This window comes from Streptomyces sp. NBC_00237 (assembly GCF_026342435.1).
GTDB lineage: Bacteria > Actinomycetota > Actinomycetes > Streptomycetales > Streptomycetaceae > Streptomyces.
Genome location: NZ_JAPEMT010000003.1, coordinates 777,808 through 801,051 on the forward strand (window position 1 = coordinate 777,808; position 23,244 = coordinate 801,051).

Genomic DNA, 23,244 nt, shown 5'->3' on the forward strand with positions numbered 1-23,244 from the left:
GTTCGTGTACGGACAGGATGGTCTGCGCGTTGCCGCCCCCCCCGTGCCGGGCTCGGCATGGAGCTACATCGGCCGGTTGTTCATGTACCGGTCGATCCGCCAGTGGCCCTGCGCCTTTTTCACGACGAAGAACTCCCGGAACCGGTCCTGGACCACTTCCCCGGTGGCCAGCAGGGTCGTCGGAGCATCGGTCGTGGTGCGAACGAATGCCTCGTCGCCGTAGACCCGGACCTCGTCGAAGACATGGGTGGCGTCGAAGCGCACGGCGGCGAAGGTGCTCGTGTACACGTCTTGGAGCCCTGTCTTCCCCTGGACGTTCTCGGCCTGGGTGAGGGCGAGAAGTCCGTCCGGGGTGTAACAGTCGAGGACTCCATCGAGGTCCGCGGCGTTCAGGGCGTCGAAGTAGCGCTGCACGGCCGCCACGACGGCGTCACTCTCCGTACGTTCCCCAGGAGGCATGGACATGCCGGTTCCCTCTCCGTGTGCGGGTGTCCTTCCCGTGCCGACGAGCAGGGGCGGGGGCCCCGACGCTCAGGCAGCAGCGGTGGGTGACAAACGCGACCATAAGGGGCTCTCTCCCGTTTCACCTGCCGAGCCCGTACGCCTGCGCTGCGTCGGCGCAGCGCCGGTGAGGCATTGTGCAGGAGCGGGCGTGGGCGGGCCGGACGCGGTGGCCGCCGCGAGAGTGGCCCGTTCGCGCTGGCCTCCGACCTCGCCGCCTCGCGAGACAGATCTCGGGAGGCGGCGAGGTCGGGGGCGCGCGAGGATCGGTTCGTCGCAGCACTCCGCCTCGATGGGAGCCCGTAGGAATGGCCTCGCTCACGCTCAAAGACGCTGCCGTCGCACCGAGGCGGGGCTGGTACGCGCCGCCGAACTCGGCGTGGCCATGAGCATCGCGATCACCGCCCCCGCAGGTCACCTGCTGCACTTTTTCCGCATGGCCGATGCCTGGCTTGCCTCGATCGACATCGCCATCAAGAAGGCGAAGACCGCGGCCCTGTTCACGATGGCCACGGCGGACCTCGGCGAGGCGTCCCAGTCAGGTAAGCCCCTCTACCAGATCGAGCTCACCAACGGCGGCCTGGTCACCTTCGGCGGCGGCCTGCTCATCGCCACCCGTGTCAGGATCAGCCTGATCGGGGACCTGGATGGGGGGCTTCAGCTCGCCCTCACCGAGGGCCTGTTCGCCTGCCGGTCATCCCCGCCCACTTCCTTCTTCGCGCTGCCGCCCACGACGCCCGCCGGGAAGTATCCGCCGTGGCTGCGACCATCGGCGCGATGGCCACGGCGACCGGCGGCAGTGCCTGCGTACCGTCAGAACCGCCGATGCCTCCCGCCGACTGAGCGTCCGCTACCCCAGGGCGCGCTCGGCCCGCTCGCGACGCAGTGAACCTGCCCGCCGAACGGTGCGGTGGGAGCGGGAATGCCGGGGGCGGGCAAGGCCACGCCGCTCGCAGCCCAGGCGGGCGAACCGGCCCTCTCCATCGCCGGAACCCGCCCCGTCCCGCCTGAACAGCCCGTCATCGCCACCGAGAGGCACGCCATGCCCACCATCCCCGTCCTGGACTCGACGATTGCTTACCGGGAGACCGGCGAGGGAACGCCGGTCGTCTTCCTGCACGGCAACCCGACTTCCTCCTACCTGTGGCGGAAGATCCTGCCCGCCGTCGGCGCACCGGGACGTCTCCTCGCTCCGGACCTGATCGGCATGGGCGCCTCCGGGAAGCCGGACATCGCCTACAGCTTCGACGACCACTCCCGGTACCTGGAGGCGTGGATGGACGTGCTGGGCCTTGAGGACATCGTGTTGGTCGGGCACGACTGGGGTGCCCCGCTCGCCTTCGACTGGGCGACACGTCATCCCGGACGGGCCCTCGGTATCGCGTTCACCTCGCCGGTCCTCAAACCCATGACCTGGGAAGAGTTCGGACCTGCCCGCCCCTTCTTTGAGGCGCTGAGGACGCCGGGCGTGGGCGAGAAGATGATTCTTGAGGACAACGTGTTCATCGAGGAGGTCCTCCCGCAGACCGCCATCACAGGACTGAGCGAGGAGGACCTCGCCGCCTACCGCGAGCCGTACTCCACTCCGCAGAGCCGCCGCCCGATGCTCCAATGGGCACGCTCGATGCCCCTGGCCGGGGAGCCCGCTGACGTCGTGACCCGGGTCGAGGCATTCGGCACCTGGCTCGCGGCCAGCACGGACGTACCCAAGCTGTACCTCACCTTCGAACCGGGCCTCAGCCCGGAGCAGACCCAGTGGAGCGAGACCCACCTTGCCGCCCTGGAGATCGAACAGCTCGGGCCGGCGGGACACGACGCCGAGGAGGACCAGCCCGAAGCCATCGCGGGTGCGCTCGCCTCCTGGCTGGACAGACACCACCTGCGTCAGCCAGCCAAGCGCTGAGTGCCGGGCGCTGAACGTCGAACGATCGACTGAGAAGTGGTTCGTTGCCGACTTGACGGCGCGAGGGAATGTTGGGGCTTGCCTGCGGATGCTGCCCGGTCTTCGCGTGCGGTCAGGGGCGTGGAATCCGCGACGAACAGACTCATTCGCACAGAGCAGTGGAGGGCCCTCAGGTGCTTGACCAGGGGTGATGAGGAGCGGCTTCTGGGGCGTGGCGATCATGCCGAGACCGGACTGCCGATGTGGCGGCCGTTCCCCTGGCTCTCTCTCGGCATCATCGCCGTCGCCACACAAGGAGCCCGACTTGACTATTTGTCCGTCGAACCCCATGAGCAGGCGAAGAGCCGTTCTCTCGACCACGACCGTGACGGCTACTGCGGTGCTGATCTCGCTTCTCGGGACGGCCTCGGCCCATGCCGGGGACAGGTCTCCCGGTGATTCCTCCCCCTCTGCCGGAAACGTGTTCTTTGACGACGAGGCGCGTCAGGAGGCCGGGAGATTCCTGGAGGGCAAGACTCCCGAAGACCTTTGTGCCCCATCGTCCTGATGCCGACCCCGCCAAAAAGAATGTGGGCAAGTCCGTCAAATTCGTCGACGGGCAGGTTGATGTCTGCGAGTTGTCGATGCCCGTGAACAGCCACCCGCTCGTCCTCGGCAAGGACGGCTTGGGCCTCTCTGTTCACCTTTTGAACTCGGTCGACCTGTGGTCTCGAACCAGTGGAGTCTTTCCTGTTCAGCGCCTCACGGTGCAGCGCGCCATCGCGGCCGCGGCGAGCGGCCGCCTCCAGGCGGCGACAGGAGAGGTGGATACGCCTGGGCAGGCAAGCCTGGCCACTTCGACCTCTACGGCACTCACTGCATACATGCCCCCGCCACGGTTGGTGGCGAACACCGTCACCGTGTCGTCGACCGCGCCGGTCACCCGCATGAGGCATCCCGCCAGGATGCCTCTGGCAACCTCCTGGGCGCCGACGATCCAGGTGCCGTTGTGCAGGTCCATCAACTGGACCTCACCGAGCGCCGTGTAGTAGTCCAGCAGCGCACCGGTGTCGCCCGCCTCGGCGAGGCAGGCGACCGCCCGTGCCCCGTCTTCCGCCTTGAGGATGCTCACGGTGTACCCGTACGCGGCGTATCCGTAGAAGCCCTCGAATCCGTCCACGAATACGGCGGCTAGGGACGTCATTTCCTCGCCCCAGGCGTGGAGTGGGAACACGACATCGCTCATGGTGGAACCCTCAACGTCGATGAGTGTGCAATGGTGCGCCACCCGGCGCGTGACGATATGACCGGACGGGGAGGGCGGACGATGCGGCTGGATTCGCCAGCCTGGACTGCGGCCCTCTTCGGTCGGTCCCGGGACGCTCGTGCGAGAATCGCGGCTCGCACGTCACGTGGGGATCCGTGAGCGCGAGATCTAAGGAGTAGAACGTCCGTGCGGGGGAGAATGGTGGGCAAGACAGGTGGCAGGACGGCGGCGGTCGTCGCTTTGGCGGCCCTGACGGTCCTGACGGGATGCGGCGGCGGGAAGTCCGAGACGGGATATTCCGGCTCCTCCCCGTCCCCTTCCGGTACGCACGCGGAGGCGTCAGAGTTGTCTGCCCCCGGCCGCGACGCGGTAGACCGCGAGGTCGAGGAAGCCACCGCGAAAGCGAAGCTCACCGGGTTGTCTCCGTCGGTGGACCCCGCCGCCACCGCCCCCTCGGGCAAACGGCTGGCCCCGTGCACAACGCTGTGGTCCGGCTTCCCCGACGCCTCGGCGGGCAAGGGAACGACCGGCGCCAAGCCGTACGCGGCCGCCGTGGCGGAGCTGGAGAAGCGCGGATGGCAGCGCGAGAGCCGCACCGAACGTGGACAGCTCGTCCTGGTCTCGCTCAAGAAGGGAGACTGGATCATCCGAAGCAGCCTTAAGGAAAGCGACCGCACCGATGTGATCAACGTCATCGGTGTGCACGACAGCTGTGCCCCCGGATTGCCGGAGCTTCCCGAACTGCTCACCCACCTGCTGCCTTCGATGGCATCCCAGTGAACGGGCCGACGCCGGTAGATGCCTCTGTCACGGACACCCTGTCCTGCTGACGGGACTTCCCGGACTTCAGGAACCCGGCTCGCCGGTTCCTGTGCGCTGCGGTTCGGCAGCCCTCTTCGACGCGGTGCATGCTGGATCCCGAACTGCTGGAACGGATCACCGCGAGGCGCGCGGAACTGGATGGACTCGAAGAACAGCTGCCCAAGCAGTTGGCGGAGGTACGGGCCGGGCAGGACGAACTCGCCGTCGCCGAACGGGGCCTTGAGCGGATGAGTGAAGAGCTCGCCGAGGCTCGAACACTTCCGAGCCGTCGGTGAGGTCGACTCGGGGCGCCCTGCTGGTGTTTCCACCAGTGGGTTTCCCAGAGCCGCCTCCCGAACCCGGCGTGCCCGTCTCCGGGCACCGGGCTCTCCACAAATCCCGTTCCGGGGTGTTCAGTTCCTCATGCCGTAGTGGGCCACGGAGCCGGAATGAGTTTTCCCCGGTATCGGTATCTGGTCGTGCTTACCTTGGCCGGGTTGAACAGTTCCGCTTCCTCTGTGACGGGCCACCAGCCGCCGCCGTAATAACGTCGGCGGAGCTGCTTCCAGGTAATCCCGGGATGTTTGCGCCGGATCCATCGAGTCACCCTCATCCACGTGTAGTGGCTGAGGTAACAGAAAGCGACGTTCGACACTCCGGGACGGAAGTACGCGCACCATCCTCGCAACACCGAGTTCAGTCGGTGGAGCAAGGACTCCAGCGACAGGCCGACGTTCTGTCGTCCGGTCAGTTCCTTCACCTTGCCCGTTACGGAACGTACTGACTTCCGTGCCGGGTAGGTGTAGATGTACTGCCGGTCAGCACCCCGTTTCCAGTGGCGCTGGATGCGCCATCCGAGAAAATCAAGGCCCTCGTCAATGTGCGTGATCTTTGTCTTCTCCACCGACAGGCGAAGGCCCATCGGCTTCAAAGCCTCTGCGACCTCGTCGCGTAGTTCCTCGGCATGTTCCCGGCGCCCGAAGACGAGCACGAGGAAGTCGTCCGCGTACCGGACCAGCCGGTAGTTGGGCAATCCTCGGCGCCGTCTCCTGCGCCGGTCCTCGGAGGTGCCATCTGGTCCTCCGGGGCCCTGGGCGATGTGCTCGTCCAGGACCGAGAGTGCGATGTTGGCCAGCAGCGGCGACAGGATCCCGCCCTGCGGGGTCCCGGTGCGTGTGTCTGTGAAGGCTCCGTCACGGGACAAGATCCCGGACTTCAAGAACGCCTTCACCAAGGACAGCACCCGCTTGTCCCCGATTCGATTCCGCACCCGTTCCATGAGGGCTGGGTGCGCGATCTCGTCGAAGCACGCCGTGATGTCGCCCTCCACCACCCACTCGTATCCGTGGCTGGCGAGGTAGCGACTCTCGGCGATCGCATCGTGGGCTCGGCGGTTCGGGCGGAACCCATAGGAACACGGGAGGAATTCCGCTTCGAATACCGGCTCCAGCACCAGTTTCAAGGACGCCTGGACCACTCGGTCCGCCACGGTCGGAATCCCGAGACGACGAAGCTTGCCATTCGCCTTGGGAATCATCCGCTCACGGACAGGCACCGGATGGAAGCTGCGGTCTCTGATCTGGGTCCGCAGCTTGTCGAGAAACGTCTCGACTCCCTGCCCGGCCTCGATGGAGCGGGCGGTCTTCCCATCCACTCCGGCCGTGCGGGCACCCTTGTTTCCCCGGACACGGTCCCACGCCACCAACAGGAAGGCGGGATCGGCCACGAGGTTGAACAGGTCGTCGAACCTGCGATGAGAATCATCGACAGCCCAACGGTGCAGCTTGGTCTGGATCTCCAGTACCCGGCGTTCGGCCTTCATCAAGGCCCATTCCAGCTCGTCGGTATTCACCGGCGACAGCCTCCTGGCATTCCAGTCTCCTTACTGCTGACTTGCTGGCCCCCTTCCCCATGTGACCGGCTTTCCCGGCCTCGGAGTACTACGGAGCCTCCGTCCTGCCCGACGGCCATCAGCCGGCGATGGGCCTGCCCCCGATCGGACTGGATGTCCGATATAAGGGCGACCGTGGGCAGTTCCCACGTTCACCACGGAATCGATCGACAGGTGAGGTGCCCAGCTCTACCCCGGCAGCATCGCCGCGCTTACGCCGCAGACTTTCGGCGTGGCCTCCCCACCGATGCATAGAGTCGGCTTCGGAGTCGACCGCCGACGAGCGCTGGTGGTCGTGCACTGCGTCCGGCCCAGATCCGCCAGGTTCGAGCCGGTGTCGAAATTACGGGGCGTCAGGCACTGATTTCTCGCGTGCACCTTCCTGTCTCGCTAGCCGGACCCGGGCCGTCTGGCAGTACCAACCCGTCCCGGCGTTGTCGGGGCTGCTTACCGCTCAGCTCGACATCCCTCGAACCGAACTGCCCCCAGCTTCAACCGGATTGCTACGACAACCCGGCGGTGAAGGTCTCTCACCTCACTCGATTCCATGGCGCCTCGTGGCGCACCCACGCGCTTCGACAAACGGGTGTACGTCTTCTACGGGTCGGTCACCGTGGCCGTATTCGCCTATGGCTCCGTCCTCAGTGAGACGCCTCGTTGTCGGCACCTGGGTAGTGGTGGCGCAGTGCGCTGAGGAGACGTGCGTCGACAGCCCTGACGTCCCCCGATGAGCTGTCGAACTCGGTCTACCAGGGGGAGCGGGTGTCGCGGCGTGCTGCTGGGGTCCGCTCCGGCAGAGCCGTGTTCTGGTCGGTGCGCAGCAGCATGCCCGGGTCGGGTTCGAAGTCCTCATGGGGCGGTGCCTGCTGGTGGAAACGCTCGGTGCGCGGAATGGTGACTTCCACCAGGCGGCCCTCCTGGAACATCCATGGCCCGAAGCAGTCGTCGTCCTGGTCGCGAAGCAGAACCAGGCGGCGGCAGCGCCGTTCCGTCGGCCACCCGGACCGGGGCGCCGCGCTCACTCCGGAACAGCGGGCCGCAGCTGTGCATGTCCATCAACAGGCCGCGATGCCCGGGAGTACCTGGAGGCGGGGCGTACGACCGATTCCTCGACGTGGCTGCACACCCCGGAGAACCTCGCCCGGCTGGCAGCCTTCACCCAGGCCGCCGAAGCCCGCAGCCTCGTCGTCGCGGACGGGCCACAGCCGAAGCAGCCAGAGCAGCCAGCCAAGGACGCGGCCCGCCCCTGCCCGCCAGCAGCAACAGCACACCACGCAGCCCGATCAGGGCAGGGGGCTGGGCCTGGGCCACTGACGGACAAGGGAGATCTGTCGATCTTGCCGCAGCGCCACGGCCACGGTCACAACCTCGGGTACAGCGGAGGCGGCCCGCATGCCCTGACCGCCTACCTCCCCCAGATCGCCAAGAACGATGGAGGAACCACGCCCACCGGCACCCCCTCCAAGGTCGCGCACCCGGCGGTCGTCGCCGTCGACCTCCAGGCCACGCTGCAGAACTGACCGCAGCATCCGGGCACCCCACGAGCCAGCCGACTGCGGGGTGCCCACGCGTGTGTACGCCTTAGCCGCAGACGACTTGGCCGAAGACCTTCGAGCAGCCGAAATCGCCGCCCATGCATTCGATGTAGGTGTGACCGTCGTTGCACATGTCGGCGGCCACCGTCTTCTGGTGGTGGTCGTCGTTGGTGTGCGCGGACGCGACGGCGGGGATGGCGAGCATCGCGGCGAACGCGAAGGGCAGCAGGAGCTTCTTCATGGAACAACCTTGCTTTCGTGAGCAGTTGGAAGAGTGGTGAACGCGATCTTTGTCGGACCGCCGACCCCTCACAACGATTTAGCCCTTGCTTAATTCATCGCGACGCGGCGCTACTCTCAGGCTCGTGATCCAGATTCTGTTGGGGCCCGACGACATGGCCCGCATACGGTTCGCTCTGTCCCCTTTGGAAGAGCTCGTACACAGCGTTCCCGTACTGACGGGAAGCGGTCAGTACATGGCGCACCAGCCGTGGCGGGCCCGGGCGCTTTCGTCGGTCGCCGGTATCGACCTGGGGGTTCTGACAGCCCTCGCACAGGGGCCCCGCTTCATAGCGGACTTCCTCGCGCCCCCGCCGGAGGCGATGACGGGGCGCTTCACCGACGAACTCGACGCAGTGGCAAGCACCCCCGCTGAAGAGGTGGTGTGCTCTCTCGACGAACTGAGCGCCGGTCAGGGACTGCCGGAGCCACTGCGTCCGCTTTACCAGCACCCGGAGCGCGAGCTTTCACGCCTCGTCTCCACCATGGCCATGTACTGGCGTGCGGCGATCGAACCAGTGTGGCCGCGGCTGCGCTCCCTCAGCGACGCCGATGTCACCCACCGCGCACAGCAGCTCACCACGGGCGGGCTCGACAAGGTCTTCGCGGACCTCCACCCCGAGGTCACCTACGCCTCCGGGGAACTGAGCATCGACAAGCCCCGCCACCACGCGGTGCGCTCCGCGTCCGGCGCCGGCCTGCTACTGGTGCCCTGCGTCTTCGCGTGGCCCCGGCTCCTGGTGCTGCACAACGCACCGCACCAACCCACACTGACGTACTCACCGCGCGGCATCGGCCAGTTGTGGTCCGCCCAGGGCGACGCACGGCCGCAGCCGCTGGCCGAGCTGATGGGCCGCAGCAGGGCGGCTCTCCTGGCGCACCTCGACCTGCCGGTGTCCACCACACAACTCGCCTCCTACCTGGGCGTGAGCAGCGCGGCTGTCAGCCAGCACCTGGCCGTCCTGCGCCGCTGCGACCTGGTCACCTCACACCGCTCGGGACGATGGATGCTGCACCAGCGGACCACCCTCGCGACAGAGCTTCTCCTTCCCGGGGGACGGCCGCAGCCCCGGTGACTCCCCGGCCCTATGGCGGAGGCGGGAGCCTCCGCGGAGGGGTTCGAGGAGGGGGCATGAACCGCCCACCCCGCTGGAACTCCCGGCGGATTTCATGAGTACTGGTCAGCGGCGGGCGTACGGCGGTTGTCCGGAGCCCGCTGAGCCGTGCCCGCCCCGGCCCCGGGGCGGGCTGGTGGGGCGGTACGGGAACGGCCCGCCGGAGTGATCCGGCGGGCCGTCGTGGTACTGGGTGACCAGGCGGGTCAGCACCAGTGGGGTGCGGTCCCGATGTTGGTGATGTAGCGGGCGGAGGACCAGGCGTAGGTGCCGTCGGTGAGCCGGTACCACCGCGGGTTGCCGTCGACAGTCTGGCCCTTCACCTTGCAGGTGATGCCGACGATCTTGCCGGTGGGCAGTTTGCCGATGACGCGGCCGCCCTGGTCGGGCCGGTCGCGTACCAGCAGACCGGTGCGGGCGATGACCCTGCCCTTGTAGGTCCTCACGGTCTTGTGCCGTGCGAAGGAGGCGGTCAGACGGTGATCGCGGGTCACTGTCAGGGAAAGACTGCGGCTGCGGCCTGCGGGCCGACCGTCGAGCTTCCAGCCGGCGAAGTCGTACCCGGGCTTCGGCGAAACAGAAGCCGTGACCCTTTCGCCCCTCGTGTACCGCGCCTTGGCCGGGTGCAGCGACACCGCGCCCGCGCTGGCGGGGACGGCCGTCGCAGTGACCCGATGGGTGACGACGGGAGGCGCGGACCTCTTGGTGAACTGGGCGGTGAGCCGGTGGTCGCTGTGGATGGTGAGGGTGTAGGGGGTGTCACGGCCTGCGGGCCGGCCGTCGAGTTGCCAGCCGGTGAAGTCGTACCCGGGGCTGGGGGTGGCGGTGGCGGTGGCCCTTTCGTTCTTGGTGTACGTCGACTTGGCTGGGTTCAAGGACACCGTCCCCCCGCTGGCGGGGACGGCCGTCGTGGTGACCCGATGGGTGACGACGGGGGGCACGGGAGCCTTGGCGAAAAGGGCGGTCAGTCGGTGGTCGTTGCGAACGGTGAGGACGTAGGGGTTGTTGCTGCCGGCGGGCCGGCCGTCGAGTTCCCAGCCCACGAAGTCGTACCCCGACTTCGGCGAGACGGAGGCCGTGACCTTCTCATCCTGCGCATACGCCGCCTTGTCCGGGACCAGCGATACAACGCCCGCATCCGCAGGAGCCGCAGCCGCAGTCACCCGATGAGTGACAACAGGCACAGGCGTCTTGACGAAGAGGGCGGTCAGCTGATGGTCACTGCGGACAGTGAGGACGTAGGGGTTGTCGCTACCTGCAGGCTGACCATCCAGCTGCCAGCCCGTGAAGTCGTACCCCGGCTTCGGTGAGGCCGTCACCGTGATGGTGTCGTCCGTGGCGTATCCGGCCCTGCGTGGCTCCCAGGTCGCGGTTCCCGCCTCCGCGTCGGGCAGTACCTGGACGCCGAGCCTGTGAATGTCGCTGAAGACCGCGACCAGCGCCCGGGAGTTCTCCCCCATGGCGACGTCGAGGGTCTCCTCGCCGCCTGCCGGAGAGCGCCGTTCTACCCGTCGGCCGTCGAGGAGCCAGTACGAGAAGATCTTGCCCGTGGCGGGGGAAGCGGTGACAGTCACAGTGCTGCCGGGCGGGTACGGTCCGGTGCTGCTGAGGTCGAGGGTCCCGGCGTTGTCGGGGGACGCGGATGCGGCCAGGGTGGAGGTGACCTTGGAGAAATGGGCGACGACTTCGGTCGGCCCGTCCACGGTGAAGGTGAGCTGCCTGCCGTTTCCTGCGGATGCCCCGTTGAGGGTCCAGCCGACGAACGGGAGGTCGGAACCTCGCCACCGGAAGAAGGTGGCCGTCACGGTGGTGCCGACGGGGAAGTCGGGACCGGCCGGGGACAGCTGGACACCGCCGCCGTCCGCGGAATCGCCTCGCGTGGTGACCCTGTAAGTGGGTGTGTCTCCCTCGGCGAAGTGCGCGACCAGCTGATGGTCGCCCGCCACCTTGACCGTGGTCCTGCGGTCCGTGCTGTACGGCTTGCCGTCGAGCGTCCACCGCACGAAGACGAACCCCTGCACGGGGGTGGCTGTCGCCGTCACGCTGGTGCCCGGCGCGTAGGGGCCGACGGATGCCGTTGACGCCGTTCCTTGCGCGGCGTCCGCGCTGGAGACGGATACGTCGCACAGCTCGACAGGAGTCCGGGTCGTCATGTAATCGGCGACGGTGGAAAACGTCTCGCCCAGCAGCCGGGCGTTGTCCGCGGGACGCGCGTTGACGGGCCCGTTCACGTCACCGTCGGCCACTCCCATCGGCTGGCCGTCGGGATGGGTGACGCGGGGGTTGGAGAAGTACGGGATTCGGCTGCAGCCGTCGCAGATGGCCGGGTAGGCCATGACGGTGCGCCAGGCTTTGTCGGGTGCGGCGTACCCGTGGTTGTAGGGGCGGTCCGGCATGTTGGCTCTGTCGTCGGTCACCCAGTCGTGGATCGCCCCCAGGTTGTGCCCCATCTCGTGGCCCATGGTCTGATTGGCGACGTAGGTGTGGTTGACGGCGCTGAAGGCCCGGTTCACCGTCCGCGGCGACGGCGGGGCGGGCGTGTTGCCAACGCCGGACCCCTCGGTTACCAGCATGCTGACCAGGTCGGCACCGTACTGGGTCCGCAGGTCGTTGATGTCGTCCAACTGGCCGTCGTTCGGCTTTTCGAGCGCGCTGAGGGCCGATTCATCGTCCTCGCCGCCCGTGTAGGCGGACATCTCCTGGGTGTGGACGAGGCGGATCCGTCCCTTGACCTTGCTGTTGGCCAGCGCCTCGTTCATCAGGCCGACGCCCTGCCGGGCCAGAGCCTCGGCACCCTTGAGACCGCCCACGTTCGAGGTCACCTTCGGCGACCACACCACCATCACGTCGATGACGGGGTAATCCTTGGCGGCACAGGCCGCTGCGGACGACGCGAAGGCACCGGGCCGCTCGCGGGGAGCTCGCGCCGTACTGTGGGAGCGCGGTGTGGGAACAGGCAGGGTCTTCCTGCCCGTCGCGCCACTGCGCAGCCTGGTTTCGCCCTCACCGATCTCGAACATGCCGGGGTTGTACTCGACTGCCCGCACCTGGCCGGGGCCGGCCGGCTCCAGGGCGTACAGCTTGCCCGGTACCGAGACCGTCCCGCTGAGAGTGGGCTCCTCAGCACCACTGCCGCAGACGTTCTGCCCGTCGAGCACCACGGAGGAACCCGGCACCGACGCCACCGTGCCGCGCCAGCTCACGGCCGTGCCGTCGTCGCTGACCTCCACGGTGGACGGTGTCGCCTTCAGCGAGGCGTCTTTGAAGAGATTGAGCCGCACCACGCCCCCGGGAACGCACAGCTGCTGGGTGGCCTTTCGCGAGATCTTCCGCAGCTCCGACCGCAGGAGAAACGGGTTCGGCGAGGACGTGGCCGCCCTGCCGCGTGACTCCGGGAGACGGGACCCCAGGATTCCGGGGTCTTCGGCGACGGCCTCGTGCTGCAGGACGGCGGGCGGTCGCGCCGCGTTCTGAGCCATGACGGGCTCGGCCGTCGAAAGCGCTGCCGCCGACAGGGCAAGCACGGATACAGCTCTGACCGTTCTACGGGAGAGGAACACAGGAAGGAATCACCACTTCTGTGCGGAGGATCGCGCCAGAGCAGACAGGCACGAAGGCCCCACCAAATGGGGGGCACCTTCCCGGAGAATAAGAAAGACGAGAGGCATATCATTCACTTACGCAACGGACACGCGCAACTCCCTCATATGACAGACATTATTGACTCGTTTGCCGCGGCGTTGCGCGGGCCGCAGGGCAATCCGCTGCCGCCATGACTTCCGGGACCCGGAATCGGAATGAGCCGAACGGCATTCGCGTCTGTGCCGCCCTGTGCATCCTGTCGGGTCGGCATGGTGTCCCGGGCAGGGGTTACAGGCAGGTGCCGAAGACGGTGACCTTCAGCGGGTTGGTTCCGTCGTTGCGTACCCGGACCTTCCAGGTGTTGTCCGCTTCGACAGGCTCGGAGTCTTCGGGCACCGACTTGTTGGTGGAGCTGTGGGTGGTGTGCCCGCCGGCGATGATGCGGGTCCCGTCCGGGCAGACGGGGCTCACCACGGCCTCGGCCTTCCCGGCGGGGATTTCGACCTCGGCGGACTTCACGATCACCGGTGCCTTCTGGGGACCCGCCGGACCGGCCGGGCCCACCGGGCCTGTGCCGCCTGCCGGGCCGGTGTCACCCTGGGCCCCGGCAGGGCCGACCGGCCCTTGGATCCCGTCCTTGCCGTCCTTGCCGGGGCGGCCGTCTCTGCCCTTGCAGATGATGATGATGCGGCCGTTCTGCTGGTGACGCTCGCAGCCCGGAGGCAGATCACCGCCCGCCGGTGCGGCGACAGCGGTGGCGAGCGGGGCGAGACCGAGCAGCAGGCCGGACGCCACAGCGGCGGCGATGGTCGTACGCATGGGATCAGGCCCCTTCATTCACACCGAAACAGTTCCTCAACGGTGTTCGCAGCAGTGCGCGCAGGCGAGCCGACACGAGCAAACGGGCGACACACCACCCACCTACGAAACCGCTGTTCCCACAGTGCGACCGGACCGGCGAGGGAGGCCCGTCCTGCACCCCCTACGCGGTCAGCTCCAGCACCGGCAGACCGTTTTCGACACGTCCCATGAACGCCAGCACCCAGATCCCCTTCGCTCGTGGCCAGGCCCGCAGTCCTGCCGCCCCTTCTCCGATACTCCGGTTCCGGACGCTGCCAGGCCGTCGCCGCTTCGTACCGTACGGGACCCCGGCGCCCGGCTTGCTGCGTTCCCCGGACTCAACCGAGCGGCCGGACTTCCCAGTTGGGGAATCCGATCCGCAGGCCAGTAGCCGCAAGGGTCGTCTTGTCCATTCGTGGCAGTGGCAGCTGACGCATTCGAGGCAGCAGTGGCAGGTGGGGCACTGTTCGCGCAGGTCGTCCGCGGTGAGGCCGACAGCCGGATGGACCCCGTACGTCAGCAGGGGCCCGGGGGTCGTGCTGTAGTACGCGAGCCGCTTTACCCCCTTGGCGAGGTGCTCACCGGGACGGATCCAGGCGATGGGCTTGTCGTGGGTATGGGCCCAGCCGAGGAGGTCGTCGGCCAGCCAGGACAGATCGATGTCCGCGTGCTGGTTGAACGGTCCGCCGAGGTCGTCGAGCCGTATGTAGTAGATGTTCCGGGTGTACTTCAACAGCACCACCGGATACACCTGCTCCCACCCGAACGCAGGCAGCAGCGGGGAGAACTCGTCGGCCGTGATCGCGGTGACGAGCACGACCTCCGCGGGCAGCGTCGCCAGGGCACGCCCGATGTCCGGGTTGAGGTACAGCCGCAGGGTGTCCGGCCGCGTGAAGACGAAGGCCGCCCCGTCCCGCCACACCGCCGACTCCACTGAAGCTCCCGCCAAGAGACACAACGCCTGGCGGCAGCTTCATACGCCAGAGATCATCCGCAAGGAGATATCCAAGACACTCGTGTCCGCATCCACGTGATGCCGGGAGGCAGGGAACCTGCCTGTGGCCCACTTGCCTGATTTCGTGCTGCGAGAGGCACCGAGCGGTGTGTTGTGCGGGTGGTGCGCTTGAGTACACCGTGATCCTGGGTGTGGCCGAGAGATGTGGTGGAAGCACACGGGTTCTGCCGCTGCGCGGCATTCCAGGTCGTTCGTCCCTGATCTCATGAACTCTCTGGCCCATCACGACAGGAGAGGCCCCGTTGGCGACCGGTGCTTACGATTCTTCCACGGCCAGGGCCTATGTCCGGGCCACCGACAGCGTCTTCCGGCGGGATGTGATTTCCCATACGACCCGTGCGGAACTCGGCGACCTGCGGGGGCTGTCCGTGCTGGATGTGGGATGCGGGGAAGGCCGGGACGCACGCTGGGCACGGGCGCAGGGGGCTGTCCGTGTGCTGGGTGTGGACCTCAGCGAGGAGATGGTGCGGATGGCGCGCCAGCGCAGTGCGGGCGACGAGCACCTCACCTTCGTACACGGAGACGGTACGGCTCTGCCGGACACCGGACGGTTCGACGTAGCGCTGGCCGTCAACGTTCTGCACTACGCGCTCTCCCGGGACAGTCTGGCCCGCATGTACCAGCAGGTGTACGACCGCATGCATCCCGGGGGCAGGCTGGTTGCCGTGTGCGCCGACTCCCGGTGCGACCCCAGCCGCCCAGGTCCCGACGCCTACGACATCACGATCGAACGTCCCGCAGGAGCCGAGGAAGGCGCCGAGGTCCGCCAGCGCTTTCTGCGTGACGGCCGGCCTGTCGCCGAGATCGTGTACCGCCACTGGCCCCGTGACCTCCATGAACGCCTGGCCCACCAGGCCGGGTTCACCCATCTTCGCTGGAGTGCACTGCGCTGTACGGCCGATACGGTGCCACGCCGTGGCCCAGACCGCCACGCACGCTATCTGAGCAATCCCCACCTGGTGGTGCTGACCGCACGGGTCGCCCCGCGCTGAGCCGGTCGCGGACCTGCGGGGCTGTCGGCCTGGGGTACGCGTGACGCACAACGTAGGGCTGCGGCTGCTGCTTGCCCTTGCCAGCCTCGTCCGGGTCCCCATGGCCGCTACAACGGACGGGCTGGACACGCGAAAGTCACGCAGCAACGGGGAGGGCCCTAGGCCATCTGGGACAGTCGCACGGGACGGGTTCCTGTACCGCAGATTCGGGCAGTACTCGCAGCAGTGGGAGAGGGCTGGCAGGCGGTGCTGAGGGTTTCGCTTCGGAGTGACGTCATGGCGGCGCGGGCGTGAGGCCGGTTTCGGCGATGAAGCCGTCGAGCAGGCTGGGCCGGTACTGCATTCTTTTCAGTCTGGTGCGGGTCAGCTCGGCCAGGTGGTCGGCGGTGCGGGCGGCGAGGATGCCCAGGTCGTTCTTGAGGTGGGCCCAGACGCCTTCGGCCGGGTTGAGGTGCGGGGCGTACGGCGGGAGCCGGAAGACGGTCAGCCACTGGGCACGGGCGGCCAGCAGTTCACGCATCAACGCGTCCTTGTGGTGGCTGGAGTTGTCCCACACCAGCACGATGTTCCCGCCGATCTGCTGGTGGGCCATATCGAGGAGCCGGGCGAAGTCCCGTTCCCTGAACCCCTTTCTCTCGCTCCGACGGCCGGGATGGTGCACCAGGATCCGGTACATCAGCCGGGTCCGCTCACCGGCCCGGGCACACACCATGCCCGCCAGGGAGATCCTTCCCGAGCCCTTCCCCGACGCCTTCACCTGCGGTGCAAGGCCGATGCGGGGCCAGGTACATGCTGTGGGCGGACGCAGCGACTGCCCCGACTCGTCCTCTAACACCAGCCACGCACCCTGTTCCCTCACCTTCTTTCCACGCGCGGACAGGTCTCCTTTTGCCACAACGCCATCAGCGTCTCGTCGCGCTCGGCCGCCCGGTGCACCGGAACCTGCACCGAGAAGCCCATCTGCCCCAAGATCCAGGACAGTCGGGGCTGGCTGAAACGGACGGGGAAGCGGCGCGCGACCAGCACTGATATCCGGGCCAGGGTCCATCGCTGATCCTCACTCCACCCGTGCGCCGCAGGCCCTGCTCCAGGGCCCCGGCCAGCCAGATCCGCCAGGACGGCTTCATCCGCGAGTCCACCCCCGACGGCCCCCTGGAACGCAAGACATCGATCCCGCCGGCCCGCCAGTCGGCATGCCAGGCATAGGCGGACTTCCGCGAGACACGCAACGCCCGCGCGACCTGCGGCGGCTTCATCCCCGCCGCGAACATCTCAGCAGCCTGGAACCGCATCCGTTCCCGTCGGGCCCGCTCCATCGCGGTCAGGCCACCCTCATCGGGATCCCGCATAACACCGGCATACACCCACCACCGAGATCACCGTCACCCCGAACCGAAAGGATCAGAAGCTAGGGTTGTGGAGCAAAGCTCCTGGACGTACAGCAGCCGCCGCCGTGCACCCGACTCAACAAGATCGACCGGACCGTGATGAGGCTTCACCCATGCTGACCAGCGAAGACGAGTCGCACGAGGCTGTCAGGCGGCTGGCCGCCGGAGTTGCCCTGGACCAGGCGCTCGACATAACGGACCCGCAGTCCTGGATCGGCCTTGACTTCGGGGTGCGCAACTTGGCCTGGCAGCGGCCGGAGCTGTTCCACTCGAACGCCTCGCCGTCTGGGCGGTGGCTGAACTGGAATCCAGGCGCCTCGCTGCCCACCGTCACTTGGTCTCAGAAGCCCGGTACTGCCGAACTCGCCCTCGCCCTCTGTCACCCGGACGGCAGAATCCGCGAGGCCGCGCTGGACCATGCCGAGGAGCAGCCTGCTCTGTTTGCACTGGTGATCATCCGCTGCGCGGACTGGGCGGTACCGGTCCGTGAACGGGCCCGCGCGCTCCTGGCCAAGGCGCCACCGCGCCGGCTGGCCGCGCACGCCGCGCTGATCCTGCGGGTCGGCGGCCGCTCACGGGGCGACTTCGCCCAGGAGCTGCTGGCCGGGGCGCTGCGCGCGGGCCCGGCCGCCCAAACCGAGACGCTGCTCGCCAGTGGCGACCGGGCCACGGCCCGCCTCGCGCACCGCGTCGCCGTCGAGCGTCGGCTACTTCCCGCGGCGCGGCTCGCTCGGCTCGCCGCCCGCCACCGCGACGTCGTCGTGCAGGACCTCTGCGCTGAAGCGGCCTTGGCCGCCCTCGGTGCGGGGACCGCCGAGGAGTTCACCGAGGTCGTGGTGCCGCTCCTCGGGTCCCGGCAGCCCCGGGTCAGGTCGGCGGGGGTGACCGCGCTGCGCCGGGCCGGGCGGCACGCAGACGCCGAGCCGTACCTCACCGACCAATCCGCCGTGGTGCGGGCATGCGCCCGGTGGGTGCTGCGGCAGGGCGGCACCGACTCGGCACCGCTGTACCGCGCGCTGTGTGCCGACCCTTCGGTCCGGCCCGCCGCCGCAGTGGGTCTCGGCGAGTGCGGGACGCGCGAGGACGCGGACCTGATCCGGGCGCTCCTCGCGCACCCGAACCCGCGCGTGCGTGCCTGCGCGGTGGCCGGGCTGCGGGAGCTGGAGGCGGTGCGCGTCGATGACGTACGACCGCTCCTGAACGACCCGTCGGCGGCAGTGGTCCGGCAGGCAACCGCGGCCCTGCTGCCGTGGGCCGACCGCCTACCGCAGGAGCTGCTGCGGGAACTCCTGACCGAAGACCGTCAGCGCCACCAGCGGGTCGCGGCGGTCCGGCTCCTGCGGGCCCTCAGGGTGCACGTCCGACTCTGACGCGCGGTTCTGAGCTGATCCGCCGGACAGGCTCTCGCCGGGCGGTTCGCCCTGTTTCCTTTAAATTCGGGAGGGTTTGGAGGCTCTTTGGTTCTGGGGCAGGAGGTGCAGCCGAGCTGCGAGACCGCGCTGTGACGGCAGAGGACTGTTTCGTTCCAGTTCCTCGCGTCTCCTCCCAGCCCGCCGCGCGCCCGCGGCCCTTTGCCCCCGGGCCCGGCACCCGCCGCGCGGTTCATCACAAACATGACCCCTCGTGACGGGTCTCCCAGCGACCTCTCGGACGTACGCTGGGCACTGATCGAACCGGTCCTCCCTGCTTGGCGAACCAGGCACCGCAAGGACGCCCTGGACCTCGGGCGCCCGCCCGAGCACGACCTGCGCTCCCTGATGAACACGGCGCTTCACCCGGACCGCACCGGCACCCCCTGACGCTACCTGCCGTACGACTTCGCCCCGTGGGCCAACGCGAACGGCCACTTCGCAAGGAGCAGCAGGACGGCGTGTTCGAAGAACTCACCGGCCTGCTGCGATGCCTGGTCCGCCAGAGCGAAGGACGCGACGGCGAACCGTCGTCGGCCTGCGTGCTGGACTCCCAGACCGTCAAGGCCCCCGCCAACGTGCACCTCACCGACCAGGGTGCCGATGCCGGGAGCGGCTTGGGGAACCGGTCTTGTCCGTCCCCGCACCGGTGGCTTCGCTGCTGCCGGGGCATAACGCGAACCGCGACAACATGGACACCGCCACCAATCCGGCATCCCAGTGGCCTTCCCCGGCCGCCGCGCAGGTCAGCCGTTCCGCCCCGACCACCTGTCCGAACTCCTCAACAAGGTCGGCGTCCCGGCCGCAGCCGCCCGCGGCGTCGCCATCCGACAGCAACTCCTGGAGATGCCCGCCCCTGTCCTCGCGGACGCCCTCGGCTACCACGGCAAGACCACCACCCGGCTCCGCGACGAGACCGGCGGGACATGGAGCCGATACGCCCCTGGAGATCACGCACGATTGTCAGCTCGCTGGACTCCACGAGGAACTGGCGACAGCTGATGAGGAGAGCCCACCAGTAAAGGCCGGAGATCGGGTTGCCTTGACAGCCCAAGTGGTTAGCCACCATATTATGTGCATGATGAGAGATGGCATCGATGGCGAGGCGCCCACACTGGACCAGGCCAGGCGGCAGGTCGAGCACTACGGTTTGGAGGTCGATCCGCAGGCGGTGCTGGTCGCGGTGCGGCTGATCTCGGCGGGCGCGAGGGTCGGCCGGGCGGCCGAGGCGCACTTTGCCAGGTTCGGCCTGTCGACGGGGCGCTACCGCCTGCTCGCCGACCTCGAAGACCACGGCGGGGAGAAGTCCCCTTCGCGCCTTGCAGCCGACCTTGATGTCTCCAGGGCCACGGTCACCGGCCTGCTGGACGGCCTTGAGCGCGAGGGTCTGATTGTCCGCCGCCCGTCCGCGGAGGACGGCCGGGGCGCGGTGGCCGTCCTGACCGCGCGCGGTGCGCAGCGCCTGCGCGACATGGCGTCCGAGCATTTCGGGCGGCTGGAGGCGATGGTGGGCGGGTTGTCCGTCGAGGAGCGTGCGGTGTTCCTGGATCTGCTCGCCCGCGTCGTGCGCGGCAGTGCGGCCCTGGTCGCTGACTGACCCGGCTCTCAGCTGGTTTGGCCCCGCCCTCCGGGTAGGGCCCTTTTTGCGAGGCAATAGTTAGCCACCTAAGTACCTTGCAGAGTAGACCTGCCGCTCCCTGCCGCACCCCTTCGCTTCCTTCATGCAAACGAGAAAGAGGCCAGCATGCCCACAACAAAGGACAGAACCAGCCGAAAACGCTCAGCCTCCCGGCCACCGCGGCCGTTCACCCTGTGGCGCGAGGTGCTGACCGCCTACGCCGCCCCCGCGCTGATGGCCGGTACCGCCGGAGTCGTCACCGGGCAGCGTGACCTGGCCGTGGCCGCCTGCACCTCCATCGCTGGCACCTCCGCCGTGGTGGCGTTCCTGGTCGGCACCTGGCTGCGGCACGGCGGGCAGCCCCGACGGTGGACCACTACCGCGCCGCGCGTCGCCCTGACCGCCGCACTCGTCATCACGGTCGCCGGCGCGGCGGCCCTGTTGGGATGGTTCACCGCCCAATGGCTACCCGCCCACACCCCGATCCCCGCTACCCCGTGGCTGGAGCGCCTGCGCGGAGACCTGCCCGTCTCCGCGGCCCTCGCCACCGCCATCGTCACCCTGCGCTGGCGCAGCACCGCCACGGCATCCCCGAGATAACCCACCCCGGTACCGCGCCCACCCCGGCCGCACCCGCCGCCGGGAAGTCACCAAGGAATGAGCACACGATGATCGTTGTCATGGGAGCGACCGGAGCAACTGGGAACGCCCTGCTCCACAGCCTCCTCACACGCGGCACACCCGTCCGCGCACTGACCCGCACCCCGCACAGGCCGATCCCCGGCATAACCGGCGCACACCAGCCGCCCGTCGAGATTCAGTACGCCGATGCCACCGACCCCCACTCCCTGCGCACCGCCTTCAAGGGCGCCAGCCAGCTCTTCCTCGCCATGGCCAACAGCCCCGATCAGGTCGAACTCGAAACCCGCGTCATCGACATCGCCGCCCACACCGGCATCGGACACATCGTCAAAATCTCCGCACCCGCCGCCGAACCCGACTCCCCGGTCGCCATCTCCCGCGGACACCACGCCGTCGAGGAACACCTGCGCGCCAGCGGCCTCACCCACACCATCCTGCGCCCCTACGCGTTCATGCAGAACCTTCTGCGCCTGGCCCCCACCGTCGCCCAGGGCATCATCCTCGGCACGATGGGCGACGCGCCCTGCAACTACATCGACTGCCGCGACATCGGCGACGTCGCCGCCGACGCTCTCACCAGGCGTGACATCGCCGGCGGCACCTACACCCTGACCGGACCCGAAGCCGTCGCCTACCCCGAACTCGCCTCACGACTTACCACCCTGACCGGCAACCAGATCCGCTACGTCAACCTCACCCCGGACGAACTACGCGACAACCTCATCCACAATGCCCACATGCCCACCTGGCTCGCCGACCACGTGACGGAGATCCAGCAACTCGCCATCATCCGACCCGAAGAACCCACCGCCACCGTCACCGACATCCTCGGCCGCCCGCCCCGCACCCTCGACGCCTTCCTGCACGAACACCACGGCCACTTCCGCCGATAGGACGCCGCCTCAAGCCTGGTCACGAAACTTCGAACCTTCCCGCGCACAAGGCAGATGACCAGTCATCGGCTCGGCGGTGGGGGCGAAGCGGGTGTATCTGCGCCCGATCGGGTCACAGGTGGAGCCGATACGCCGCTGGAGATCACACACGGCCACCAGCGGGTTGGGATCAGCGGGGAATTGGTGACAGTTGCATACGCGAGCCCACCAGTACGAAGGCCGAGGTCGGGGGAGACCAGCCGGGGTGGGTAGTACGTGGCAGGCGGAGGGCGGTCGCCTCTCGGCGAAAGGCATGCGGCCAGTTCGCTGCCGGTCGGGAGGTAGCCCTGCCCTATGCCGGGGAAGTCGTTTGTCCTCCTGCTCATCGGTCCGAAGGCCGGTGGCGCTGGCGCTGGCGCTGGCGCTCACTTGTGGTTCCGGCCAATCCGCCGACCACGGGCGCGGAGGTCCACGAACCTCATCCCGGCCAGCCAGAAGTCCTTGCGGCGCCCTGCTGTGCCCGAATACGCGCCCCCGGCGTGAACGCTCACTCCGCACGCCGGGGTATGTGAATAGGTGCGGTGGGGGCGGCGGGTTGGGCGGCAGCCGTTGATGGTTCACAGCGTGGGGTTCTGAGCTGCTTGTTGCACGGTTGGTTCTGTACGCGGGATCTGACACCGCTTGTCGCTCAGGATTCCGCGGCCATCGAAGTCGGCCCGGTGCAGGTCGTTGACCTGGGGGCCTGATTCACTGGCAGTCACGGTGGTGTCGAGAGTGATGGCGTACGAGCCCAGGGGCCGCCAGAGGGCGGCGGTGATGCCCGCCTCCTCCCGCAGCTCGCGGCGAGCACATTCCTCGGGGCTCTCGCCGTCCTCACGGCGTCCGCCGGGGAGGAACAGGTACGCGCGCCGTGGCGGGGGAACTCAGCGCTCAGCAGGGCCACCAACCCTTCGGAATTGCGGGCGACCACTACCGCCGCATCTCGGACGGGTCCGGGTCCAGGGACCTCTCCGCTCGCTGCCAATGGCGGGGCTCCTTCGGTCTGCGGGTTCTGCCGGGCAGGGTTACGCCGTCCGTACGGGCAGGGCGGGCAGCTCTTCGGCCTTACGGCCCATGAGGTAGACGTGGTTGTGCGTGCGCTGTACCTCGTGAATGAGGCTGAAGCCCTGGGTCTCGTAGTAGCGGACGAGGCCGGGGAACATGCAGCCGCGTCGCACCCATGCCCGGCCCTGGCGGGCCGCCCGGTCTACCGCCCACAGGGCAAGGAGAGTGCCGGGGCGGTGGTCACGGTCGGCCGGGTCCGTGACGGTCGTGTACAGGTAGTCGGCGGGCTCCGCGAGTTCGTCCTCGGTCCACCCCCACGGTGGGGTCTCCTGTTGCACGGTGATGCAGCCGATGATCCGGCCGGAGGTCTCCTCAGTGAGGAGCCACATGGTCCCGTCGGTGTTCTCTGCCTGCCCGGCCACGTCGTCCGCGCTCTCCCGCCACGAGGGCATCTGACGCTCTTCCAGCCATGCGGAACGGGCCAGGACGAGGGCGCGGACGGCGGGGATGTCGGCGGCCGTGGCCGGGCGGACGAGGTGCATTCGGGGCCTCCTTGAAGGGGGTTGGGTGG

23 protein-coding genes and 3 pseudogenes are annotated in these 23,244 nt (G+C 68.3%); 13 read left to right on the plus strand and 13 right to left on the minus strand.

The window, feature by feature from the left end; translation table 11 throughout:
* Window positions 1–63: 63 nt before the first annotated feature.
* Window positions 64–465 (minus strand): nuclear transport factor 2 family protein, encoded by a 402-nt coding sequence (locus OG897_RS30060; RefSeq protein WP_266661658.1) that lies wholly within the window; start codon window positions 463–465, stop codon window positions 64–66.
* Window positions 466–793: 328 nt separating this feature from the next.
* Here OG897_RS30060 and OG897_RS30065 point away from each other — a divergent pair, with 328 nt between their 5' ends.
* On the plus strand, window positions 794–1,390 hold the full coding sequence (locus OG897_RS30065) for a heme-binding protein (RefSeq protein ID WP_266661660.1): 597 nt from the start codon (window positions 794–796) through the stop codon (window positions 1,388–1,390).
* A 33-nt stretch (window positions 1,391–1,423) separates the two neighbouring features.
* Window positions 1,424–2,404, plus strand: a complete 981-nt coding sequence (locus OG897_RS30070) for a haloalkane dehalogenase (RefSeq protein ID WP_266661662.1) — start codon at window positions 1,424–1,426, stop codon at window positions 2,402–2,404.
* Window positions 2,405–3,137: 733 nt separating this feature from the next.
* On the opposite strand, the gene OG897_RS30075 is transcribed toward OG897_RS30070, so the two are convergent.
* On the minus strand, window positions 3,138–3,629 hold the full coding sequence (locus OG897_RS30075; protein ID WP_266661664.1) for a hypothetical protein: 492 nt from the start codon (window positions 3,627–3,629) through the stop codon (window positions 3,138–3,140).
* A 219-nt stretch (window positions 3,630–3,848) separates the two neighbouring features.
* On the opposite strand from OG897_RS30075, the gene OG897_RS30080 reads away from it, so the two are divergent.
* Window positions 3,849–4,430, plus strand: coding sequence for a hypothetical protein (locus OG897_RS30080; RefSeq protein ID WP_266661666.1), 582 nt, complete (start codon window positions 3,849–3,851; stop codon window positions 4,428–4,430).
* A gap of 128 nt (window positions 4,431–4,558) precedes the next feature.
* Entirely contained in the window at window positions 4,559–4,747 is a 189-nt protein-coding gene (locus OG897_RS30085) for a hypothetical protein (protein ID WP_266661668.1), read from the plus strand.
* Between the two features lie 125 nt (window positions 4,748–4,872).
* On the opposite strand, the gene ltrA is transcribed toward OG897_RS30085, so the two are convergent.
* Complete coding sequence (gene ltrA / locus OG897_RS30090) at window positions 4,873–6,303, minus strand: group II intron reverse transcriptase/maturase (RefSeq protein WP_266661670.1); 1,431 nt, start codon at window positions 6,301–6,303, stop codon at window positions 4,873–4,875.
* Window positions 6,304–7,088: 785 nt separating this feature from the next.
* Window positions 7,089–7,310 (minus strand): annotated as a pseudogene (locus tag OG897_RS30095) (hypothetical protein); the annotation flags it as partial.
* 369 nt (window positions 7,311–7,679) lie between these two features.
* Here OG897_RS30095 and OG897_RS30100 point away from each other — a divergent pair.
* Window positions 7,680–7,862, plus strand: a complete 183-nt coding sequence (locus OG897_RS30100) for a hypothetical protein (RefSeq protein ID WP_266661672.1) — start codon at window positions 7,680–7,682, stop codon at window positions 7,860–7,862.
* Between the two features lie 61 nt (window positions 7,863–7,923).
* Here the strand turns inward: OG897_RS30100 and OG897_RS30105 are convergent, their stop codons facing one another.
* A complete protein-coding gene (locus OG897_RS30105; RefSeq protein WP_266661674.1) occupies window positions 7,924–8,118 on the minus strand; it encodes a hypothetical protein in 195 nt (64 codons plus the stop codon).
* Window positions 8,119–8,242: 124 nt separating this feature from the next.
* Between OG897_RS30105 and OG897_RS30110 the strand changes: the two genes are divergently transcribed.
* A complete protein-coding gene (locus tag OG897_RS30110) occupies window positions 8,243–9,232 on the plus strand; it encodes a DUF5937 family protein (protein ID WP_266661675.1) in 990 nt (329 codons plus the stop codon).
* Between the two features lie 245 nt (window positions 9,233–9,477).
* Here the strand turns inward: OG897_RS30110 and OG897_RS30115 are convergent, their stop codons facing one another.
* The 3 genes from OG897_RS30115 to OG897_RS30125 form a co-directional block, all read right to left on the minus strand.
* Entirely contained in the window at window positions 9,478–12,750 is a 3,273-nt protein-coding gene (locus OG897_RS30115) for an InlB B-repeat-containing protein (RefSeq protein WP_266661677.1), read from the minus strand.
* Between the two features lie 391 nt (window positions 12,751–13,141).
* A complete protein-coding gene (locus OG897_RS30120; RefSeq protein WP_266661679.1) occupies window positions 13,142–13,672 on the minus strand; it encodes a hypothetical protein in 531 nt (176 codons plus the stop codon).
* A 163-nt stretch (window positions 13,673–13,835) separates the two neighbouring features.
* On the minus strand, window positions 13,836–14,642 hold the full coding sequence (locus OG897_RS30125; RefSeq protein ID WP_266661681.1) for a hypothetical protein: 807 nt from the start codon (window positions 14,640–14,642) through the stop codon (window positions 13,836–13,838).
* 308 nt (window positions 14,643–14,950) lie between these two features.
* Here OG897_RS30125 and OG897_RS30130 point away from each other — a divergent pair, with 308 nt between their 5' ends.
* Entirely contained in the window at window positions 14,951–15,700 is a 750-nt protein-coding gene (locus OG897_RS30130) for a class I SAM-dependent methyltransferase (protein WP_266661683.1), read from the plus strand.
* Between the two features lie 274 nt (window positions 15,701–15,974).
* Here OG897_RS30130 and OG897_RS30135 read toward each other — a convergent pair whose 3' ends face one another.
* From OG897_RS30135 to OG897_RS41075, 3 genes and pseudogenes are all read right to left on the minus strand, one after another.
* Complete coding sequence (locus OG897_RS30135) at window positions 15,975–16,595, minus strand: transposase (protein ID WP_266661685.1); 621 nt, start codon at window positions 16,593–16,595, stop codon at window positions 15,975–15,977.
* On the minus strand, window positions 16,556–16,900 hold the full coding sequence (locus OG897_RS30140) for a winged helix-turn-helix domain-containing protein (protein WP_323188129.1): 345 nt from the start codon (window positions 16,898–16,900) through the stop codon (window positions 16,556–16,558). The genes OG897_RS30135 and OG897_RS30140 overlap by 40 nt, the downstream gene beginning before the upstream one ends.
* Window positions 16,858–17,049 (minus strand): annotated as a pseudogene (locus tag OG897_RS41075) (helix-turn-helix domain-containing protein); the annotation flags it as partial. The gene OG897_RS30140 and the pseudogene OG897_RS41075, both read right to left, overlap by 43 nt.
* A gap of 152 nt (window positions 17,050–17,201) precedes the next feature.
* On the opposite strand from OG897_RS41075, the gene OG897_RS30145 reads away from it, so the two are divergent.
* The 6 genes and pseudogenes from OG897_RS30145 (at window position 17,202) to OG897_RS30175 (ending at window position 21,650) form a co-directional block, all read left to right on the plus strand.
* On the plus strand, window positions 17,202–18,458 hold the full coding sequence (locus tag OG897_RS30145) for a HEAT repeat domain-containing protein (RefSeq protein WP_266661686.1): 1,257 nt from the start codon (window positions 17,202–17,204) through the stop codon (window positions 18,456–18,458).
* Between the two features lie 243 nt (window positions 18,459–18,701).
* Window positions 18,702–19,108 (plus strand): annotated as a pseudogene (locus OG897_RS40845) (transposase); the annotation flags it as partial.
* 109 nt (window positions 19,109–19,217) lie between these two features.
* The gene (locus OG897_RS30160; RefSeq protein ID WP_266661692.1) at window positions 19,218–19,499 is read left to right on the plus strand and encodes a hypothetical protein; all 282 of its coding nucleotides are present in this window, start codon (window positions 19,218–19,220) and stop codon (window positions 19,497–19,499) included.
* 76 nt (window positions 19,500–19,575) lie between these two features.
* Window positions 19,576–20,094: a MarR family winged helix-turn-helix transcriptional regulator gene (locus OG897_RS30165; protein ID WP_266661694.1), complete on the plus strand. Its 519-nt coding sequence runs from the start codon at window positions 19,576–19,578 to the stop codon at window positions 20,092–20,094.
* 147 nt (window positions 20,095–20,241) lie between these two features.
* Window positions 20,242–20,715, plus strand: coding sequence for a hypothetical protein (locus OG897_RS30170; protein ID WP_266661696.1), 474 nt, complete (start codon window positions 20,242–20,244; stop codon window positions 20,713–20,715).
* A 68-nt stretch (window positions 20,716–20,783) separates the two neighbouring features.
* Window positions 20,784–21,650 carry an NmrA family NAD(P)-binding protein gene (locus tag OG897_RS30175; RefSeq protein WP_266661698.1) on the plus strand — a complete coding sequence of 289 codons (867 nt, stop codon included), beginning with the start codon at window positions 20,784–20,786 and terminating at the stop codon, window positions 21,648–21,650.
* A gap of 596 nt (window positions 21,651–22,246) precedes the next feature.
* On the opposite strand, the gene OG897_RS30180 is transcribed toward OG897_RS30175, so the two are convergent.
* Window positions 22,247–22,528 (minus strand): NUDIX domain-containing protein, encoded by a 282-nt coding sequence (locus tag OG897_RS30180; RefSeq protein WP_323188130.1) that lies wholly within the window; start codon window positions 22,526–22,528, stop codon window positions 22,247–22,249.
* 165 nt (window positions 22,529–22,693) lie between these two features.
* On the minus strand, window positions 22,694–23,215 hold the full coding sequence (locus tag OG897_RS30185) for a GNAT family N-acetyltransferase (RefSeq protein WP_266661700.1): 522 nt from the start codon (window positions 23,213–23,215) through the stop codon (window positions 22,694–22,696).
* Between the last annotated feature and the right edge of the window lie 29 nt (window positions 23,216–23,244).

Bases quoted from the DNA above. Each gene is read 5' to 3' on its own strand.
- OG897_RS30105 (WP_266661674.1), bottom strand. From the start codon at position 8,118: ATGAAGAAGCTCCTGCTGCCCTTCGCGTTCGCCGCGATGCTCGCCATC.
- OG897_RS30145 (WP_266661686.1), top strand. From the start codon at position 17,202: ATGCTGACCAGCGAAGACGAGTCGCACGAGGCTGTCAGGCGGCTGGCC.
- OG897_RS30115 (WP_266661677.1), bottom strand. From the start codon at position 12,750: ATGGCTCAGAACGCGGCGCGACCGCCCGCCGTCCTGCAGCACGAGGCC.
- OG897_RS30120 (WP_266661679.1), bottom strand. From the start codon at position 13,672: ATGCGTACGACCATCGCCGCCGCTGTGGCGTCCGGCCTGCTGCTCGGT.
- OG897_RS30175 (WP_266661698.1), top strand. From the start codon at position 20,784: ATGATCGTTGTCATGGGAGCGACCGGAGCAACTGGGAACGCCCTGCTC.
- OG897_RS30070 (WP_266661662.1), top strand. From the start codon at position 1,424: ATGCCGGGGGCGGGCAAGGCCACGCCGCTCGCAGCCCAGGCGGGCGAA.
- OG897_RS30065 (WP_266661660.1), top strand. From the start codon at position 794: ATGGGAGCCCGTAGGAATGGCCTCGCTCACGCTCAAAGACGCTGCCGT.
- OG897_RS30185 (WP_266661700.1), bottom strand. From the start codon at position 23,215: ATGCACCTCGTCCGCCCGGCCACGGCCGCCGACATCCCCGCCGTCCGC.
- OG897_RS30075 (WP_266661664.1), bottom strand. From the start codon at position 3,629: ATGAGCGATGTCGTGTTCCCACTCCACGCCTGGGGCGAGGAAATGACG.
- OG897_RS30165 (WP_266661694.1), top strand. From the start codon at position 19,576: ATGATGAGAGATGGCATCGATGGCGAGGCGCCCACACTGGACCAGGCC.
- OG897_RS30170 (WP_266661696.1), top strand. From the start codon at position 20,242: ATGCCCACAACAAAGGACAGAACCAGCCGAAAACGCTCAGCCTCCCGG.
- OG897_RS30085 (WP_266661668.1), top strand. From the start codon at position 4,559: ATGCTGGATCCCGAACTGCTGGAACGGATCACCGCGAGGCGCGCGGAA.
- OG897_RS30060 (WP_266661658.1), bottom strand. From the start codon at position 465: ATGTCCATGCCTCCTGGGGAACGTACGGAGAGTGACGCCGTCGTGGCG.
- OG897_RS30080 (WP_266661666.1), top strand. From the start codon at position 3,849: ATGGTGGGCAAGACAGGTGGCAGGACGGCGGCGGTCGTCGCTTTGGCG.